Origin of the sequence: Spongiimicrobium salis, from assembly GCF_043678055.1 — a bacterium.
In the GTDB taxonomy this organism is placed as follows: Bacteria; Bacteroidota; Bacteroidia; order Flavobacteriales; family Flavobacteriaceae; genus Spongiimicrobium; species Spongiimicrobium salis.
Genome location: NZ_JBHEQA010000001.1, coordinates 1,772,788 through 1,786,945, shown reverse-complemented (window position 1 = coordinate 1,786,945; position 14,158 = coordinate 1,772,788). Strand labels below are relative to the sequence as shown.

The 14,158-nt window shown below is 40.4% G+C and carries 18 protein-coding genes; 8 read left to right on the top strand and 10 right to left on the bottom strand.

Annotated features, from left to right (window positions below):
• Positions 1–35: 35 nt before the first annotated feature.
• The 3 genes from ACEXOE_RS07875 (at position 36) to ACEXOE_RS07865 (ending at position 2,420) form a co-directional block, all read left to right on the top strand.
• A complete protein-coding gene (locus ACEXOE_RS07875) occupies positions 36–803 on the top strand; it encodes an enoyl-CoA hydratase/isomerase family protein (RefSeq protein ID WP_394748194.1) in 768 nt (255 codons plus the stop codon).
• Between the two features lie 281 nt (positions 804–1,084).
• Positions 1,085–1,534, top strand: coding sequence for a 6-pyruvoyl trahydropterin synthase family protein (locus ACEXOE_RS07870; RefSeq protein WP_394748193.1), 450 nt, complete (start codon positions 1,085–1,087; stop codon positions 1,532–1,534).
• A gap of 97 nt (positions 1,535–1,631) precedes the next feature.
• Positions 1,632–2,420 (top strand): UDP-2,3-diacylglucosamine diphosphatase, encoded by a 789-nt coding sequence (locus tag ACEXOE_RS07865; RefSeq protein ID WP_394748192.1) that lies wholly within the window; start codon positions 1,632–1,634, stop codon positions 2,418–2,420.
• Here ACEXOE_RS07865 and ACEXOE_RS07860 read toward each other — a convergent pair.
• On the bottom strand, positions 2,398–2,748 hold the full coding sequence (locus ACEXOE_RS07860) for a hypothetical protein (RefSeq protein WP_394748191.1): 351 nt from the start codon (positions 2,746–2,748) through the stop codon (positions 2,398–2,400). The two genes, ACEXOE_RS07865 and ACEXOE_RS07860, sit on opposite strands and share 23 nt — an antisense overlap.
• Positions 2,749–2,853: 105 nt before the next feature.
• Positions 2,854–4,116, bottom strand: coding sequence for an MFS transporter (locus tag ACEXOE_RS07855; protein WP_394748190.1), 1,263 nt, complete (start codon positions 4,114–4,116; stop codon positions 2,854–2,856).
• Between the two features lie 175 nt (positions 4,117–4,291).
• Between ACEXOE_RS07855 and ACEXOE_RS07850 the strand changes: the two genes are divergently transcribed.
• Positions 4,292–4,891, top strand: a complete 600-nt coding sequence (locus tag ACEXOE_RS07850; RefSeq protein ID WP_394748189.1) for a YceI family protein — start codon at positions 4,292–4,294, stop codon at positions 4,889–4,891.
• A gap of 63 nt (positions 4,892–4,954) precedes the next feature.
• Here the strand turns inward: ACEXOE_RS07850 and ACEXOE_RS07845 are convergent, their stop codons facing one another.
• The 4 genes from ACEXOE_RS07845 to ACEXOE_RS07830 all read right to left on the bottom strand — a co-directional run bounded on the left by ACEXOE_RS07845 (position 4,955) and on the right by ACEXOE_RS07830 (position 8,219).
• Positions 4,955–5,512, bottom strand: coding sequence for a hypothetical protein (locus tag ACEXOE_RS07845; protein WP_394748188.1), 558 nt, complete (start codon positions 5,510–5,512; stop codon positions 4,955–4,957).
• A 38-nt stretch (positions 5,513–5,550) separates the two neighbouring features.
• Entirely contained in the window at positions 5,551–7,248 is a 1,698-nt protein-coding gene (gene recJ / locus ACEXOE_RS07840; protein WP_394748186.1) for a single-stranded-DNA-specific exonuclease RecJ, read from the bottom strand.
• 113 nt (positions 7,249–7,361) lie between these two features.
• The gene (locus ACEXOE_RS07835) at positions 7,362–7,733 is read right to left on the bottom strand and encodes a four helix bundle protein (protein ID WP_394748185.1); all 372 of its coding nucleotides are present in this window, start codon (positions 7,731–7,733) and stop codon (positions 7,362–7,364) included.
• 57 nt (positions 7,734–7,790) lie between these two features.
• A complete protein-coding gene (locus tag ACEXOE_RS07830) occupies positions 7,791–8,219 on the bottom strand; it encodes an OsmC family protein (protein WP_394748184.1) in 429 nt (142 codons plus the stop codon).
• A gap of 150 nt (positions 8,220–8,369) precedes the next feature.
• On the opposite strand from ACEXOE_RS07830, the gene ACEXOE_RS07825 reads away from it, so the two are divergent.
• Positions 8,370–8,972 carry a carboxymuconolactone decarboxylase family protein gene (locus tag ACEXOE_RS07825; RefSeq protein ID WP_394748183.1) on the top strand — a complete coding sequence of 201 codons (603 nt, stop codon included), beginning with the start codon at positions 8,370–8,372 and terminating at the stop codon, positions 8,970–8,972.
• Between the two features lie 127 nt (positions 8,973–9,099).
• Positions 9,100–9,981 (top strand): MBL fold metallo-hydrolase, encoded by an 882-nt coding sequence (locus ACEXOE_RS07820; protein ID WP_394748182.1) that lies wholly within the window; start codon positions 9,100–9,102, stop codon positions 9,979–9,981.
• A gap of 8 nt (positions 9,982–9,989) precedes the next feature.
• Here the strand turns inward: ACEXOE_RS07820 and ACEXOE_RS07815 are convergent, their stop codons facing one another.
• The 4 genes from ACEXOE_RS07815 to ACEXOE_RS07800 form a co-directional block, all read right to left on the bottom strand.
• Complete coding sequence (locus ACEXOE_RS07815) at positions 9,990–10,334, bottom strand: HopJ type III effector protein (RefSeq protein WP_394748181.1); 345 nt, start codon at positions 10,332–10,334, stop codon at positions 9,990–9,992.
• Complete coding sequence (gene rsmI, locus ACEXOE_RS07810; RefSeq protein WP_394748180.1) at positions 10,331–11,011, bottom strand: 16S rRNA (cytidine(1402)-2'-O)-methyltransferase; 681 nt, start codon at positions 11,009–11,011, stop codon at positions 10,331–10,333. The genes ACEXOE_RS07815 and rsmI overlap by 4 nt, the downstream gene beginning before the upstream one ends.
• A gap of 6 nt (positions 11,012–11,017) precedes the next feature.
• Positions 11,018–11,371: a DoxX family protein gene (locus tag ACEXOE_RS07805; RefSeq protein WP_394748179.1), complete on the bottom strand. Its 354-nt coding sequence runs from the start codon at positions 11,369–11,371 to the stop codon at positions 11,018–11,020.
• Positions 11,372–11,503: 132 nt separating this feature from the next.
• Positions 11,504–12,184: a hypothetical protein gene (locus ACEXOE_RS07800; protein WP_394748178.1), complete on the bottom strand. Its 681-nt coding sequence runs from the start codon at positions 12,182–12,184 to the stop codon at positions 11,504–11,506.
• Positions 12,185–12,367: 183 nt separating this feature from the next.
• Here ACEXOE_RS07800 and ACEXOE_RS07795 point away from each other — a divergent pair, with 183 nt between their 5' ends.
• Together ACEXOE_RS07795 and alr are read left to right on the top strand one after the other, a co-directional pair.
• Positions 12,368–13,012, top strand: coding sequence for a thymidine kinase (locus ACEXOE_RS07795; RefSeq protein ID WP_394748177.1), 645 nt, complete (start codon positions 12,368–12,370; stop codon positions 13,010–13,012).
• The gene (alr, locus tag ACEXOE_RS07790) at positions 13,005–14,126 is read left to right on the top strand and encodes an alanine racemase (RefSeq protein ID WP_394748176.1); all 1,122 of its coding nucleotides are present in this window, start codon (positions 13,005–13,007) and stop codon (positions 14,124–14,126) included. Before ACEXOE_RS07795 ends, alr begins: the two co-directional genes overlap by 8 nt.
• The last annotated feature ends 32 nt before the right edge of the window (positions 14,127–14,158 follow it).

The window sequence follows — 14,158 nt, the reverse complement described above, 5'->3', positions numbered from 1 at the left end:
TTCCTGAATGCTTACTTTTAAGGCAAATAATTTATATGTCTACCACAAGACCCCAAGGAAGTTTATATACCAAAGTAAGAAATGGCGTCGCCGTAATGACTTTTGCCCACCCCAATAACAATGCATTGGGCATAGAATTGCTATCGCGCCTTCAGCAAGAATTCCAAAATTGTGCGGCGGATGACGCAGTAAAGGTTATTCTTCTCCTTTCCGAGGATGATGGTGCCTTTTGTACAGGAATAGCTTTAGATGAACTTACAGGCATTGACCCTAAAGCATCTCAAACACTTTATACCTCCCTTGCAGAATTGTATGTTGCCATGTGCACCTCTAAAAAAATTGTTATTGGTCGTGTACAAGGAAAAACCAAGGGAGAAGGTTTAGGTCTGCTTGCAGCATGTGATTATGTTTTTGCCACAGATGCGGCATCACTTCAGCTTCCCGAACTGCATTGGAGCATGCTTCCAATTTTGGGGGCGCCCTTACTGCTAGATAAGATTGGAAAAACAGGATTTCATGCATTGGCCCTAACGCCTACACGTTGGAAAAATGCCTACTGGGCCCAAGATAGAGGACTATATACCAAAGTTTTTGAGCGCATTTCCGAAATGGATAAGGAGCTCGACTTTTTCACGACCAAATTGGCAACCTATAGGGAGGATGCCCTCTACGCTATTAAAGGAGTAGGTTCGGATGCCATGGAAAATATGCGACCGCATTTTGAAAAAAGAGTGGAAATGCTGAAAAAACAGCTGCTGACCAATAGCGTACAGGAAACCCTATCAAAAATTAAAAAGCCTTAAAACAATATGTGATCCTTGTTTCCGTTTTGTTTTTTTAAGTTACGTATATGGACATTCTAAATTTTTTAAACAGCGATATCATTTTCCCCATATTGGCCCTTTTCGTGGTCTTCATGTACCTTTTTAACAGAGTTCGTAATCGTCGTCGTTATAGGCGCTAGATCATTAGTCTATATAAAAATCTTGCGGGCACGGCTACTTCCCAAAATAGCAAAAAACATTCAAGCTGGTTTTCCAAATCATTTTAAAGATTGTCTACCTTTGTAGTGCAAACAGAACTTATGAGTACTATTCGGATTACCAAACAATTTACTTTTGAAACCGGTCATGCGCTATACGGGTATGATGGTAAGTGTAAAAATGTACATGGACATAGTTATAAACTTTCCGTAACGGTCATTGGAGCCCCCATTACCGATACCACCAATGTAAAGTGGGGGATGGTCATTGATTTTGGGGATTTAAAAAAGATTGTGAAAGAAGAAATTATCAATCCTTTTGATCATGCAACCGTTTTTAATAAAAATACACCGCATGTAGAGTTGGCACAGGAATTAATAAATCGTGGGCATAAAGTTATACTGGCAGATTACCAGCCTACCAGTGAAAATATGGTTATTGATTTTGCAGCGAAGATCCGGGCAAGACTTCCCGAAAATATTGAACTACATTCCATTAAGCTCCGAGAAACCGAAACGGCCTTTGCCGAATGGTATGCCAGTGATAACTGATGAAATCATCTGGCTCTAGGAAGTGTATATATTCAATACCCTCACCTAAGTTTCTTGGATATCCCGCAAAAACGACTTTCTGTATCTTTACATTCAAATGAAGCAAATCCATATCTCCCCAGGTAAAAAAATATACTTTTCCAGTGATAATCATTTGGGTGCTCCCACTATTGAGGCAAGTGCGCCCCGAGAAAAGAAGTTTGTAGCCTGGTTGGATATCATCAAGGAGGATGCCGAAGCTATTTTTTTATTGGGAGATCTTTTTGATTTTTGGATGGAATATAAAACCGTGGTTCCCAAAGGTTTTGTGCGGACTTTGGGCAAGTTGGCCGAACTTTCGGATGCTGGGATTCCTATCTACTATTTTGTGGGCAATCACGATTTATGGATGAACGGCTATTTTGAGGAAGAATTACAAATCCCTGTTTTTCATAAACCACAACAGTTTAGATTTAACGACACCTCTTTTTTTATTGGTCATGGTGATGGCCTTGGGCCTGGGGACAAAGGGTATAAACGCATGAAGAAAGTGTTTACCAATCCTCTAGCAAAATGGCTGTATCGTTGGGTGCACCCGGATTGGGGCGTACGGTTGGCCCAGTATTTATCGGTGAAAAATAAAATGATCTCCGGAGATGAAGACGTTACTTTTCTAGGCGAGGATAAAGAGTGGCTGGTGCAATACGCCAAGCGAAAACTGGAACAACAACATTATGATTATTTTGTTTTTGGGCATCGGCATCTTCCTTTGGAAATTGATCTGAATGGGAAGTCTACCTATATGAACTTGGGCGACTGGATACACTACTATACCTATGCCGTTTTTGATGGCAACACGCTTTCTTTGGAAAAATTTGAGGGAACTACAGAAGCTTCCCCAACATAGCATTCAAACCCAATTGAAATAAGGTTCCTTCTACCAAATCTTCAATGGCATCCAATTCCTTGGCATTCATGGCCAAAGTGATCTGTGCGGCCGGGGTATTGACCAACCAGGAACGACAGTTTTCATTCATAGGGCAATTTTCACAGGCGGTTCCTTCTTTTCTAGCCTGTAGAATCAATTGGGCAAAGATGTTCAATTCTCTCGGAGTAATCAATAGACCCGTATCTCTAAAAATAATCTGAATCCTTTTCGTAAGCGGAACTTCATTTCTCTTCCAGTAAAAAGCGACTCCAAAAGCATTGTGGTATAGCGTAACAATATCATTCATAAGGATGTTCTAAGCGATAGTACTATCAAATATATCAATTATTTTTATTTAGACTTATTAAAAATAATATAATATTTAAAAACAATACTCACCATGCTTTGTTGCTCAAGCAATATCCTCATCGTGGGCATCCACATCTTTTTGAAGATCCAATCTTCTAAAGGTCGGAGAAGCTATAGCGGTTATTCCCACCGTAAGCAAGGTCATACATCCACCAAAAACCACTGCAGTCACCGTTCCCATCAACTTTGCCGTAAGTCCACTCTCAAAAGCGCCCAATTCATTGGAAGAACCTACGAACATAGAATTTACAGAAGCTACTCTTCCACGCATATGATCCGGGGTCTTCAGTTGCAATATGGTTTGCCTAATGATCATGGATACGCCATCTACAGCGCCACTACAGAAAAGGGCAATCACGGATATCCAGAAAGAAGTGGAAAGTCCAAAAACAATAATACAGATTCCAAAAGCAAAAACAGCCAACAATAATTTCTTCCCAGCAAATTTATGTAAAGGAAAATGTGTGGACCCCAACATGGTAATAGCCGCTCCCACGGCTGGGGCTGCTCTTAAGATACCAAAGCCTTCCGATCCTACCTGTAAAATATCTTGGGCATAAACTGGCAATAGGGCAACAGCACCCCCAAATAGTACTGCGATCATATCTAAAGTTAAGGCTCCAAAGACCGCTTTTGTTCCAAAAACAAAACGCAAACCTTCCTTTAAACTCTGCATTACCGGCTCTCCAATTTTCGGATTTAAAATGGGTTTTTTTGAAATTTGCAAAAGGCTCATTAGGGCCATAATAGAGAATCCAAAAATAAGGCACATGGACCAATGCACGCCAATCCATCCAATAGAAAAGCCCGCCAGTGCAGGCCCCATTACAGAAGCCATTTGCCAAACAGAACTGCTCCAGGTAGCTGCATTGGGATAGATTTTCTTGGGAACAATTAAAGCCACTAAGGAAAAGATCGTGGGTCCTAAAAAAGCACGCACAATTCCTCCTAGAAAAACAAGGCCGTAAATGCTGTAGAGTATTGTGCTATCGCTAAGCCTCTCGGTTGCCGATGGCATACTAATTAGAAACAGTCCTAAACTTATTACAGAAAAACCCAAAATACACTGTACCAATAAATTCCTTTTTTCACGCTGATCCACAATATGCCCTGCAAACAATGCCATGGAAACGGCTGGAATAATTTCCATAAGTCCAATAATACCCAAGGACAAAGGGTCTTTGGTCATTGAATATACTTGCCATTCAATAACAATAAACTGCATGGACCAAGCAAACACCATAGCAAAACGTACCACTAAAAAAATATTGAACTCTTTAAAACGTAAGGCTGCGTATGGATCCATAAGAAAAAATAGTGGGCTAAAATACTATTCAAAGATATCATTATTCGCTTTCTCTTATTCCTTCTTTTTATAATTTTGCGTAGAAACGAATACACAACATTGTTAAGGAACTTTGCTGTTGCGCGACTATTTGGTTGCATACATCGCCAACAACTTTTTAAATACAAAACATAACATGACAAATATTAAGACTGTCTTTGCTCTTATAGCAACGCTATCCATGAGTATCACCTCCTTTGCCCAAGAAACCCAATGGAATGTAGATCATGTACACTCCTCTATCGGATTTAGCATCGATCATTTGGTGGTTTCTGAAACTACAGGAAGATTTAATGATTATTCCGCTATAATTAAATCTGATAAGACCGATTTTTCTGATGCTACTTTTGAAGTTACCATACAGGCAAAGAGCGTAGATACCAAAGATAAAAAAAGAGATGCGCATTTGAGAAATGCAGATTTCTTTGATGTTACCAAATACCCTACCATTACGTTTAAAAGTTCCAAATTTACCAAAGTCTCGGACAAGAAGTATAAAATTACAGGACTCTTTACCATGCATGGGGTTTCCAAAGAAGTTACCCTAGATGCAAAATTTGGAGGCATCATTACCGATAGCCGTTTTGGAACACGTGCGGGCTTAAAAATATCTGGAGCGGTAGATCGCTATGACTTTGACCTAAAGTATAATGCCGCTATGGAAGCCGGAGGGTTAATTTTAGGGAAGGAAGTGCGTATTGATTGTCGCATTGAATTGATTAAGCCTAAAAAGTAATATGCTTCATTTGAAGAGGTAAAAGGATATTTTGCCTTATTTTGGGGATACCCAATTGGCCTTTTACCGCCAATCTTTTTCATAAATTTCCAGAATTTCTGCCCATAACTCCGGCATTTGGGTTTTGAGGACATCCAATTGCTCTTCCGTAACTGTATTTAATTCTGGATTTTCATGTTCTTTAAAGTGCTTTTTCACCCATTTGTCCAAAAGAAAGGGTTGCAGTTCTTTTTCCCACTTTCGCTTAAATTTGGTGATGCCGTCCGCTACATTCATTGTAATTGCTTGATGACCCACCTCGTCTTTGGATAGGATGAATTTTCTACTTATCAAAAGACCCAATACCGAATGTTGCACCTCTTGTTGATTGAGGTCCAGTTCCAGTATTATTGTCTTTTTCGCAGGAAAAGCCATGATAATATCCAATCTTGAAGCCCTTTTATGAAACATAAAGGATACGGGCAATCTTTCAAATTCTTTTCCTTCGTAATCTGCAAACATTGCCTCCAATATTTCTGGTTTCTTGACCATTTTTAATATGAACAAAGGATATTTACTGCCGTTTACAAAGGCCATTCCACAATAGGAGGGTTTTGCATACATCATTTTTTTAAAGAACATATCGTAAAGTATGTTTTAGATGGTTCCATAAGCCGTTATTATTTCGTCGCTCTAATATCCTTAACGCGCAATTGGAGACTTACGTTGCCCTGCCATTCATTTTCCTCTAAAGAAAAAACGGCGCTGAATGGTTTTCTTTGCATAACCAGAGGTAGTTTTTGCCCCAAATTAAACCCAATCCCTCCCATGGCTTTTGTGTTATTTTGGGATGCCGCTAGTTTCAGGTGTTTTCCATGTTCACCAACTCCCTTGGCATAGCCACTATCCTTAAGGTTATCTGTCATAAAAACAGGAGACATATTCCCCGGCCCAAAAGGAGCCATTTGCTTTAAGACACGCATCAACTTAGGTGTCATATCCTCTAGGTTTACTTGGGCATCGATGAGAATTTCCGGAGTCAACAAACTGGTATCTATAGTTTCCGAAACTACTTTTTCAAATCGCGCTTTAAAAGCAGGATATTGATCTTCTTGCAAGGTTAGCCCTGCCGCATATTTATGTCCTCCAAATTGCTCGATACAATCAGCACATTGCTGTAAGGCATTATACACATCAAAGCCCTTTACCGACCGGGCCGAAGCCGCTAGTTTATGGCCACTTTTTGTAAATACCAAGGTAGGTCTATAATAGGTTTCTATAAGTCGAGAGGCTACAATACCGATGACTCCTTTGTGCCAATTCTTGTTGTACACTACCGAGGTATAGTCCTCTTCCTCTTTATTTTCCTTAATCTGTTCCAGGGCTTCTTCGGTAATCTCCTGATCTAGACTCCTTCGATGGGTATTATACGCATCAATTTCCTCGGCAAATTGTCTCGCTTGGGCATCATCGGTCTCCGTTAACAAGTTTACCGCATGTTGGCCATGTTTCATGCGTCCTGCCGCATTGATCCTAGGAGCTATGGTAAAAACCACATCGGTAATGGTCAGCGTCTTTTTCTTCAGCTGTTCAATGATAGCCTTAAAGCCTGTTCTAGGGCAAGAGTTTATGACTTGAAGTCCATAATGCGCTAATACGCGGTTTTCCCCTGTAATGGGGACAATATCTGCCCCTATGGCTGTAGCTACTAGATCTAGATATGATAGTAAATCCTGTATATCTTTATCTCTTCTTGAGCCCAGGGCCTGAATCAGTTTAAACCCAACACCGCAACCACAAAGTTCATCATAAGGATAGTCACAATCCTCCCTTTTGGGATCCAATACCGCCACCGCAATGGGAAGTTGATCTCCTGGCCTATGATGATCGCAAATGATAAAATCAATCTCCTTTTCCGCAGCATACTGTACTTTGTCAATTGCCTTTATTCCGCAATCCAAAGCTATGATTAAAGAAAACCCATTATCCTCCGCAAAATCAATTCCCTGGTAGGAAACCCCATAACCTTCTTCATACCGATCTGGGATGTAGGTGGCCACATTGGGGTAATAGGTCATTAAATAGGAAGAAACCAAAGCCACTGCTGTTGTACCATCTACATCGTAGTCTCCATAAATCAAAATATTCTCTTCCCGGGCAATAGCACTTTCAATGCGCGTAACGGCCAAATCCATATCCTTCATCAAAAAGGGATCATGGAGATCGGAAAGTTTTGGGCGAAAGAATTTCTTGGCCTCCTCATAAGAGGAAATACCACGTTGCACCAGTAACTGCGCTATCAAATCATCGACCTTTAAGGCATGGGCCAGGGCTTTGATCTGTTTTGGTTCCGGTTTTGGCTTTAGCGTCCAGCGCATGGTTTTTTTACATTTTAAGTGTAAGTTCAATTTTCAAGTTCAAGTAGAATTTTCAAGTGCAAGTGCAATTCTCAAATTCAAGTTCAAGTTCAAATGTACAGGAATTGCTTCCCTTAGCCCCTTTTATTTTTAATTATGGTTGCCATTATCTTTATCAATTGATCAGTCTCATCTAACAGCATCTTTCTTTTGGATGCATCCCCATAGTTTACTTTACCAAGGATTTTCAAATTCACTCTTGATTCTTTCAATTCCTTCAGGCATAAACTTGCCTTATACACATAATCTTTGCCGGTAATAGTTCCTTGGGCCTCTCCAAAATTTAAGGCGGAACTTCCTGAAGATCGCAATATTTGATTCCCATAATACTGCCCTGTCATATCTTCTGGTAAATCTGTAAAAAACAATACAATGTCGGAGGCAAAATCTACTAATCTATCCTCTAAATTAAATTTTTTGCTAGTTGCACTTTCTAAGGATTTCATTTTTTGCACTTGCGCTTGAACTCCTATTCAAAGCATGCTGTCAAGAATAAAAGCCCTTTATTTATGATGGAAAATAGTCTTGATGTCCAATGTAGCAAATTTTCTAAACATTTCCATGACACCACAGTACTTTTCTACGGATAGATCTACGGTTTTTTGCAACTTATCTTCTTTTAGATTGCTTCCATAAAAATGATATTCCAGCGTTACTGCATCATAAAAACGGGGATGTTCGTCTGTTAGATTCGCAATAGTTTCAATGGAAAAATCATCTACTTCCAATTTCATTTTCTTGATCAAGGAAGCTACATCCAATCCGGAACACCCGGCTAAGGAAGATAACATCAAGGCTTTGGGTCTAAATCCTGCTCCTTCTCCGCCATTCTCTGGGCCTGCATCAATTTTAAAAGTTAAACCGGAAGGGTTATTGCTTTCAAAGGCCATATTGCCCAACCATTTCGTGCTGATATGATTTGTAGTACTCATAATTTTTTGTTTCTTGTTACCGAATTCAATTGGACGTTTTTTTTGTGCTTTTTTTACAAAGAAGCCCCATTAAATTCCAAACAAAAATACGATAAAGAACCCAAATGGTGACATCGTGCCCATGTGCGTTGTGACTACAAAATTTAAATTATGCCACTAGTAAATCCTTTAGATCCGAGTCATGATGAAGAGACTCGCAAACTTGCAGAATTCTTTAATGAAACCCTGGGCTTTTGTCCCAATTCGGTCTTGACCATGCAGCATAGACCGGCCATTTCCAAAGCATTTATCAATCTTAACAAAGCTGTAATGGCCAATGAAGGCCGTGTTACTTCGGCCCTAAAGCGAATGATTGCATGGGTAAGCAGCAATGCTACAGGTTGTCGCTATTGCCAGGCACATGCTATCCGAGCTGCGGAACGCTATGGTGCGGAACAGGAACAGTTGGACAATATTTGGGAATACCGTACGCATCCTGCTTTCTCCGAAGCCGAACGTGCTGCTTTGGACTTTTCACTTTTGGCTTCCCAAGTGCCCAATGGGGTGAATGCGGAAATCAAGGCACGTTTGTACGAGCACTGGAACGAAGGCGAAGTGGTTGAAATGTTAGGCGTAATTTCCCTCTTTGGTTACCTAAATCGCTGGAATGATTCTATGGGTACTTCTATAGAAGATGGCGCTGTTGAAAGTGGCGACCAATATCTAGGAAAACACGGCTGGGAACGTGGCAAGCATGATGGGAGTCAATATTAAGGTTCCTTAAGACAGCTTGTTTTTCAATACAAAAATTTTCAAGTCTCATCGAGTGCAGTCGAGAAGCACACATACTTCTTGTAGTGAATCTGGACTGCGCTGGATTTGATTTCATTACGAAAACGAGATGAATTTGAACATTCATGCATATTCTACCGCCTTATTCGCTACTTGGATCAATATTGAGGAGCTAGGGGTATTATTCGATGCGGGAGATGGAGTTACTTCTGGACTTTTACAAAAGGCTGGCAAAGTAAAGTATGTTTTTATCACCCACCCGGACCGAGACCATATTACCGGGCTTTTTCAATTCAATCAATTAAACTCCAGAAAGGGTTTTCCAAAGATATATTTTCCCAAAGATTGTGGTAGCTTTCCTGCCATGCGCGATTTTCAACTTCAGTTTGACCCTCATATTAAAGAAGCTACTTGGCAGGCATTGGTTCATGGAGACCGCGTTCGTATTCAAAATAATATTTATGTGGAAGCCATTCGAAACGAGCATATTAAGGTTGCTCCCGAGTTCTCCAAAAGTTTGAGTTTCAAAATCATGGAATCAAAACAAAAACTAAAGCGGGAATTTCTTCATTTGAAGGGAGATGAAATTAAAAATCTTATTGCCGTGCGTGGAAAAGAAGCACTAATGGATAAGGTGCATACCAATATCCTATCCTACTCCGGAGACACCCCTGTGGACGATTATTCCAAATGGGACTATAGCAATATTCTAATCCACGAGGCAACTTTCCTTCAAGATGAAGAAGGCACCACCGTGACCTCTAAAGGAAATAAACACAGCACTTTGGAGGAAGTATTGAAAATGGCTTCGGAAATTACGCTAAACCGACTGATCTTAAGTCATTTTTCTTCGCGCTATGATAGGGAAACCATCACGAATCGCGTTCAAAAATTATGTGCCTTTTATGGCCTTAAAATTCCCGTCAATGTTATTTATCCCGGGCAAATCCATCGGGATATTCTGAATAGCAATCCTGTTTACGAACCCTAATAATATTCTTATTTTGCCTGCAATGCTTCTCTTTGAAAATGCAGGCCTTCAAATCCTGTTTTCATAAAATTTCGGATGTTCTGATGTCCTGTGCCTTGAGGATCGTTCAAGACCTCATCAAAATAAAATTTTCCAAAGCAAGCCAAGGTCTCTTCTTGGGTAAAACCTTGTTTCTGAGCAAAAGCCAAGAGTTTACAGGAACCCAAATTTTGATCGGCTCCATTTTCCAATTCCCCATTCCTAAAAGCTGTAGGGTTAAACTCATAGTTGGCTTCAATTACAGCCATAGTCTCTGAAAACTCCAGTGTTTCGGGTTTGTTTTTTACTTTGTTGATAAATTCGTTCAATGTCATTTTAGATTTCTTTTTCCTTCTACAATAATTACAATTTCTCCTTTGGGCGGTTTTTTGGTATAGTATTCCAAGACCTCTGTGGTGGTCCCTCGGATGGTTTCTTCGTACATTTTGGTCAGCTCACGGGATACGGACACCTTTCGGTCTTCCCCAAAATATTCCTTGAAGTGGCCCAAGGTTTTTACCAATTTATGGGGTGACTCGTAGAAAATCATGGTTCTCGCCTCATCCGCCAATATTTTTAACCGGGTTTGCCGTCCTTTCTTCACCGGTAAAAATCCTTCAAATACAAACTTATCATTGGGAAGGCCACTATTGACCAAAGCAGGGACAAATGCCGTTGCGCCTGGCAAACATTCTACATGGATATCCTGATCTACACAAGCTCTTGTCAATAAAAATCCAGGATCGGAAATCGCAGGTGTGCCCGCATCGGAAATCAACGCAATGGTAGCTCCAGATAATAGTCGGTTAACCACTCCTTGCACTGTTTTATGCTCATTATGCATATGATGGGATTGCATGGGGGTAGCAATGTCAAAGTGTTGTAGTAGTTTTCCACTGGTCCTTGTGTCTTCGGCCAAAATCAAATCGACATCTTTTAATACTTGAATCGCCCTAATGGTGATGTCCTCTAGATTTCCAATGGGCGTAGGAACAATATATAGTTTCCCCATAAATGATTAAGGTCTTACGGTTTTACCGGCAATATAGGATAAGGCCAACCCGATAAAGGCAATTACGGAGAAGAGTTCCCCTCCATCTTTGGCTACGATATGTGCTGTAAATGCCAGAACAATATCAAAAAAGAAACCTGCATAAGCCCACTCTTTTAAGGATTTGGAGAAATTTCCCCAAATAGCGACCAATCCCAAAATTTTTGCGATAGCCAAGGGGTATACCAAATAGGTGGGATAATCCAATTTATCGAAAAAGCCCTGTACCATCTCGTAATTCCTCAAATACATTTGTATGGAAAATAACATGACTCCCGTTAAAAGCGTCATTCCAACCCAGTAGATTATCTTTTTAGCCATCGGTATCTCTTTTTTGTGGTCCAATACAAAATTACGCTATTCAAACTAAGGATTTTATAGAAATACGTTCCAGCCATAAAAAAAGACCCGAATTACATTACGGGTCTATCTTTTTTAGGGTAGCTATGGAATTTAGGAAAACTTACGTTGAATCAAAGCCATAAAGCGGGATTCATACTCTTCCTTCCCCGTCCAATTATTGTAATCGGGCTTTATCATATTGGTGATAAAAGCAACGGAGCGTTCTTCCGTATCAATGGTACTCAATTGGGAAATCACTCTGTTATAGTCTTCCGTACTGTTATTAAAAAGATGTTTTACAAAGGCAAGACGATCATTGAGATCCACCTTTATTTCTTTGGAGGTCAACCGATCGTTAAGTGACTGGGGTTGCTCTTGCTTTTCCGAAATTTCTGGAGTAACCACTTCTTTATCCTCTTTAATAACACTAGGTTTTGCCATAAACTCGGCAAATACATTTCCGGCCTCGTTACTCAAAGGCATTTCAGAAACCATATCCTTAATGGTATCTATTCCCGGAGTTATAATGTCTTCTTCATGTGGGTTGGTCTCCGGAACAGAAGTATTTTCATTCATTACGGCGTTCGCCAATTTTTCAAACTTGGACGCAATGGCATTCTTGGACACATCGATTTCAATATCCTTCAAATTTTTATCAATAAATCTGAGTACTGCCAATTTCTCGTACAATCCCTTTGCCTTTTCGTATAAATCGTCTATATCGTTCAGCTCTCTGGAGGTGATAATGTCCGTACACAAACGGATCAATTCATCCTGTAATTTAATCTTCATTATTTTTTATCCTTTATTGCCCTACAAAAAATGTTTGCCGCAATCGCACCCTTCAAAAATACGATAATTCTGCGGTCTTATAAGTTCGGTAAAATTAGGCAGATTTGTATATCTTTTAGGAATACTTTAGTACTTCCTATGTATAAGAACGAAAAAGACATTATTTTCGTCTAAAATTACAAAATGTTTCTCGAAAATACCGTTAACCCACAAGAACAGTTTGGCTGGATAGAAGTTATCTGCGGTTCTATGTTCTCCGGTAAGACCGAAGAACTTATCCGCAGGCTAAAGCGAGCGCAATTTGCCAAACAGAAAGTGGAGATCTTTAAGCCTATTGTAGATACCCGGTATCATGAAGAAATGGTGGTATCGCACGATGCCAATGAGATCCGTTCCACTCCGGTACCGGCAGCGGCCAACATTCGCTTATTGGCCGATGATTGTGATGTTGTGGGCATTGATGAGGCACAATTTTTTGATGATGAGATCATTTCTGTCTGCAATGACCTGGCCAATAGAGGGATTCGTGTGGTGGTTGCCGGTCTGGATATGGACTTTAAGGGAAACCCCTTTGGGCCAATGCCCGCATTGATGGCTACCGCCGAATACGTTACTAAAGTACATGCGATCTGTACGCGCACTGGAAATCTTGCCAGTTATAGTTATCGGAAATCCAATGATGATAATCTTGTGCTCTTGGGGGAGACAGAGGAATACGAGCCTTTGAGCAGAGCGGCCTTTTACAAGGCACGCTTAAAAGAAAAAGTGAACAAAATGGATGTAGAATCCGAAGAGGTATCCAAAGATAAAGAGCTTCCCGATGCATAAGGCCCAAGAGACCGTTTTAGTCATTGATATGGATGCCTTAGCGCACAATTATCGCTATTTGAAATCGAAATTAAAAGAAGGCACCAAGTTCTTAGGAGTGGTAAAGGCCTTCGCCTATGGTAGTGATATGGCAAGAATTGCCAAAGAATTACAGGAACTGGGCGTAGATTACCTTGCTGTTGCCTATGTGCGTGAAGGCGTTCTGTTACGTAAAGCCGGGATTACACTTCCTATTCTGGTATTGCATCCGCAACCTACAAATTTTGAGTTGCTCATTGCACATCGATTGGAGCCCAGTCTCTATTCGCCAAAAATTTTAAAATTGTTTCTGCAAAAAGCCAAGGCATTTCAATTAGAAGCCTATCCCGTTCATTTGAAATTCAATACCGGTTTAAATCGACTGGGATTTTGGGAAAATGATGTAGATTATATTGTTTCACAACTGGAAGGAGATACTTCTCTTGATATTCGATCCATATTCTCCCACTTAGCTGCTTCCGAAGATGCTAATGAAGAGGCGTTTACAAAAACACAGCTACGGAACTTCCATAAGATCAGCGCCGAAGTGGATGCCAAAATAACTTCGGATTGCTTTAAACATTTATTGAATACCTCTGGAATCTTGAATTATCCGGAAGCCCAATGGGATATGGTGCGCAGTGGAATAGGCTTATATGGTTTTGGAAATTCTCCCATGGAAGATGCTCAGCTGAAACCCGTTGTTGCCCTAAAAACCGTTATCTCACAGATACATATGATCGAACCTGGTGAAACCGTGGGGTATAACCGCGCTTTTGTTTCGGAAGGATATCGCAAGACGGCCACGCTACCCTTAGGGCACGCGGATGGTATAGGGAGGCATTTTGGCAACGGAAAAGCATTTGTCAGCGTGCAGGGAACGCTGGCTCCTATAATAGGAAACGTATGCATGGATATGATCATGATCGATATCACGAGCCTCCAATGTAAGGAAGGAGATGAAGTTATTGTTTTTGGAACACATCCTACCGCCGATCAGTTTGCTGCTTATGGCGGTACCATTTCCTATGAACTCCTCACGGGTATTTCCCAGCGCATACAACGTGTTTTTATTGGTGGAACAGCAGAAAATTAACATTTTTTTAGGGATCTATTTTTTTGACTATC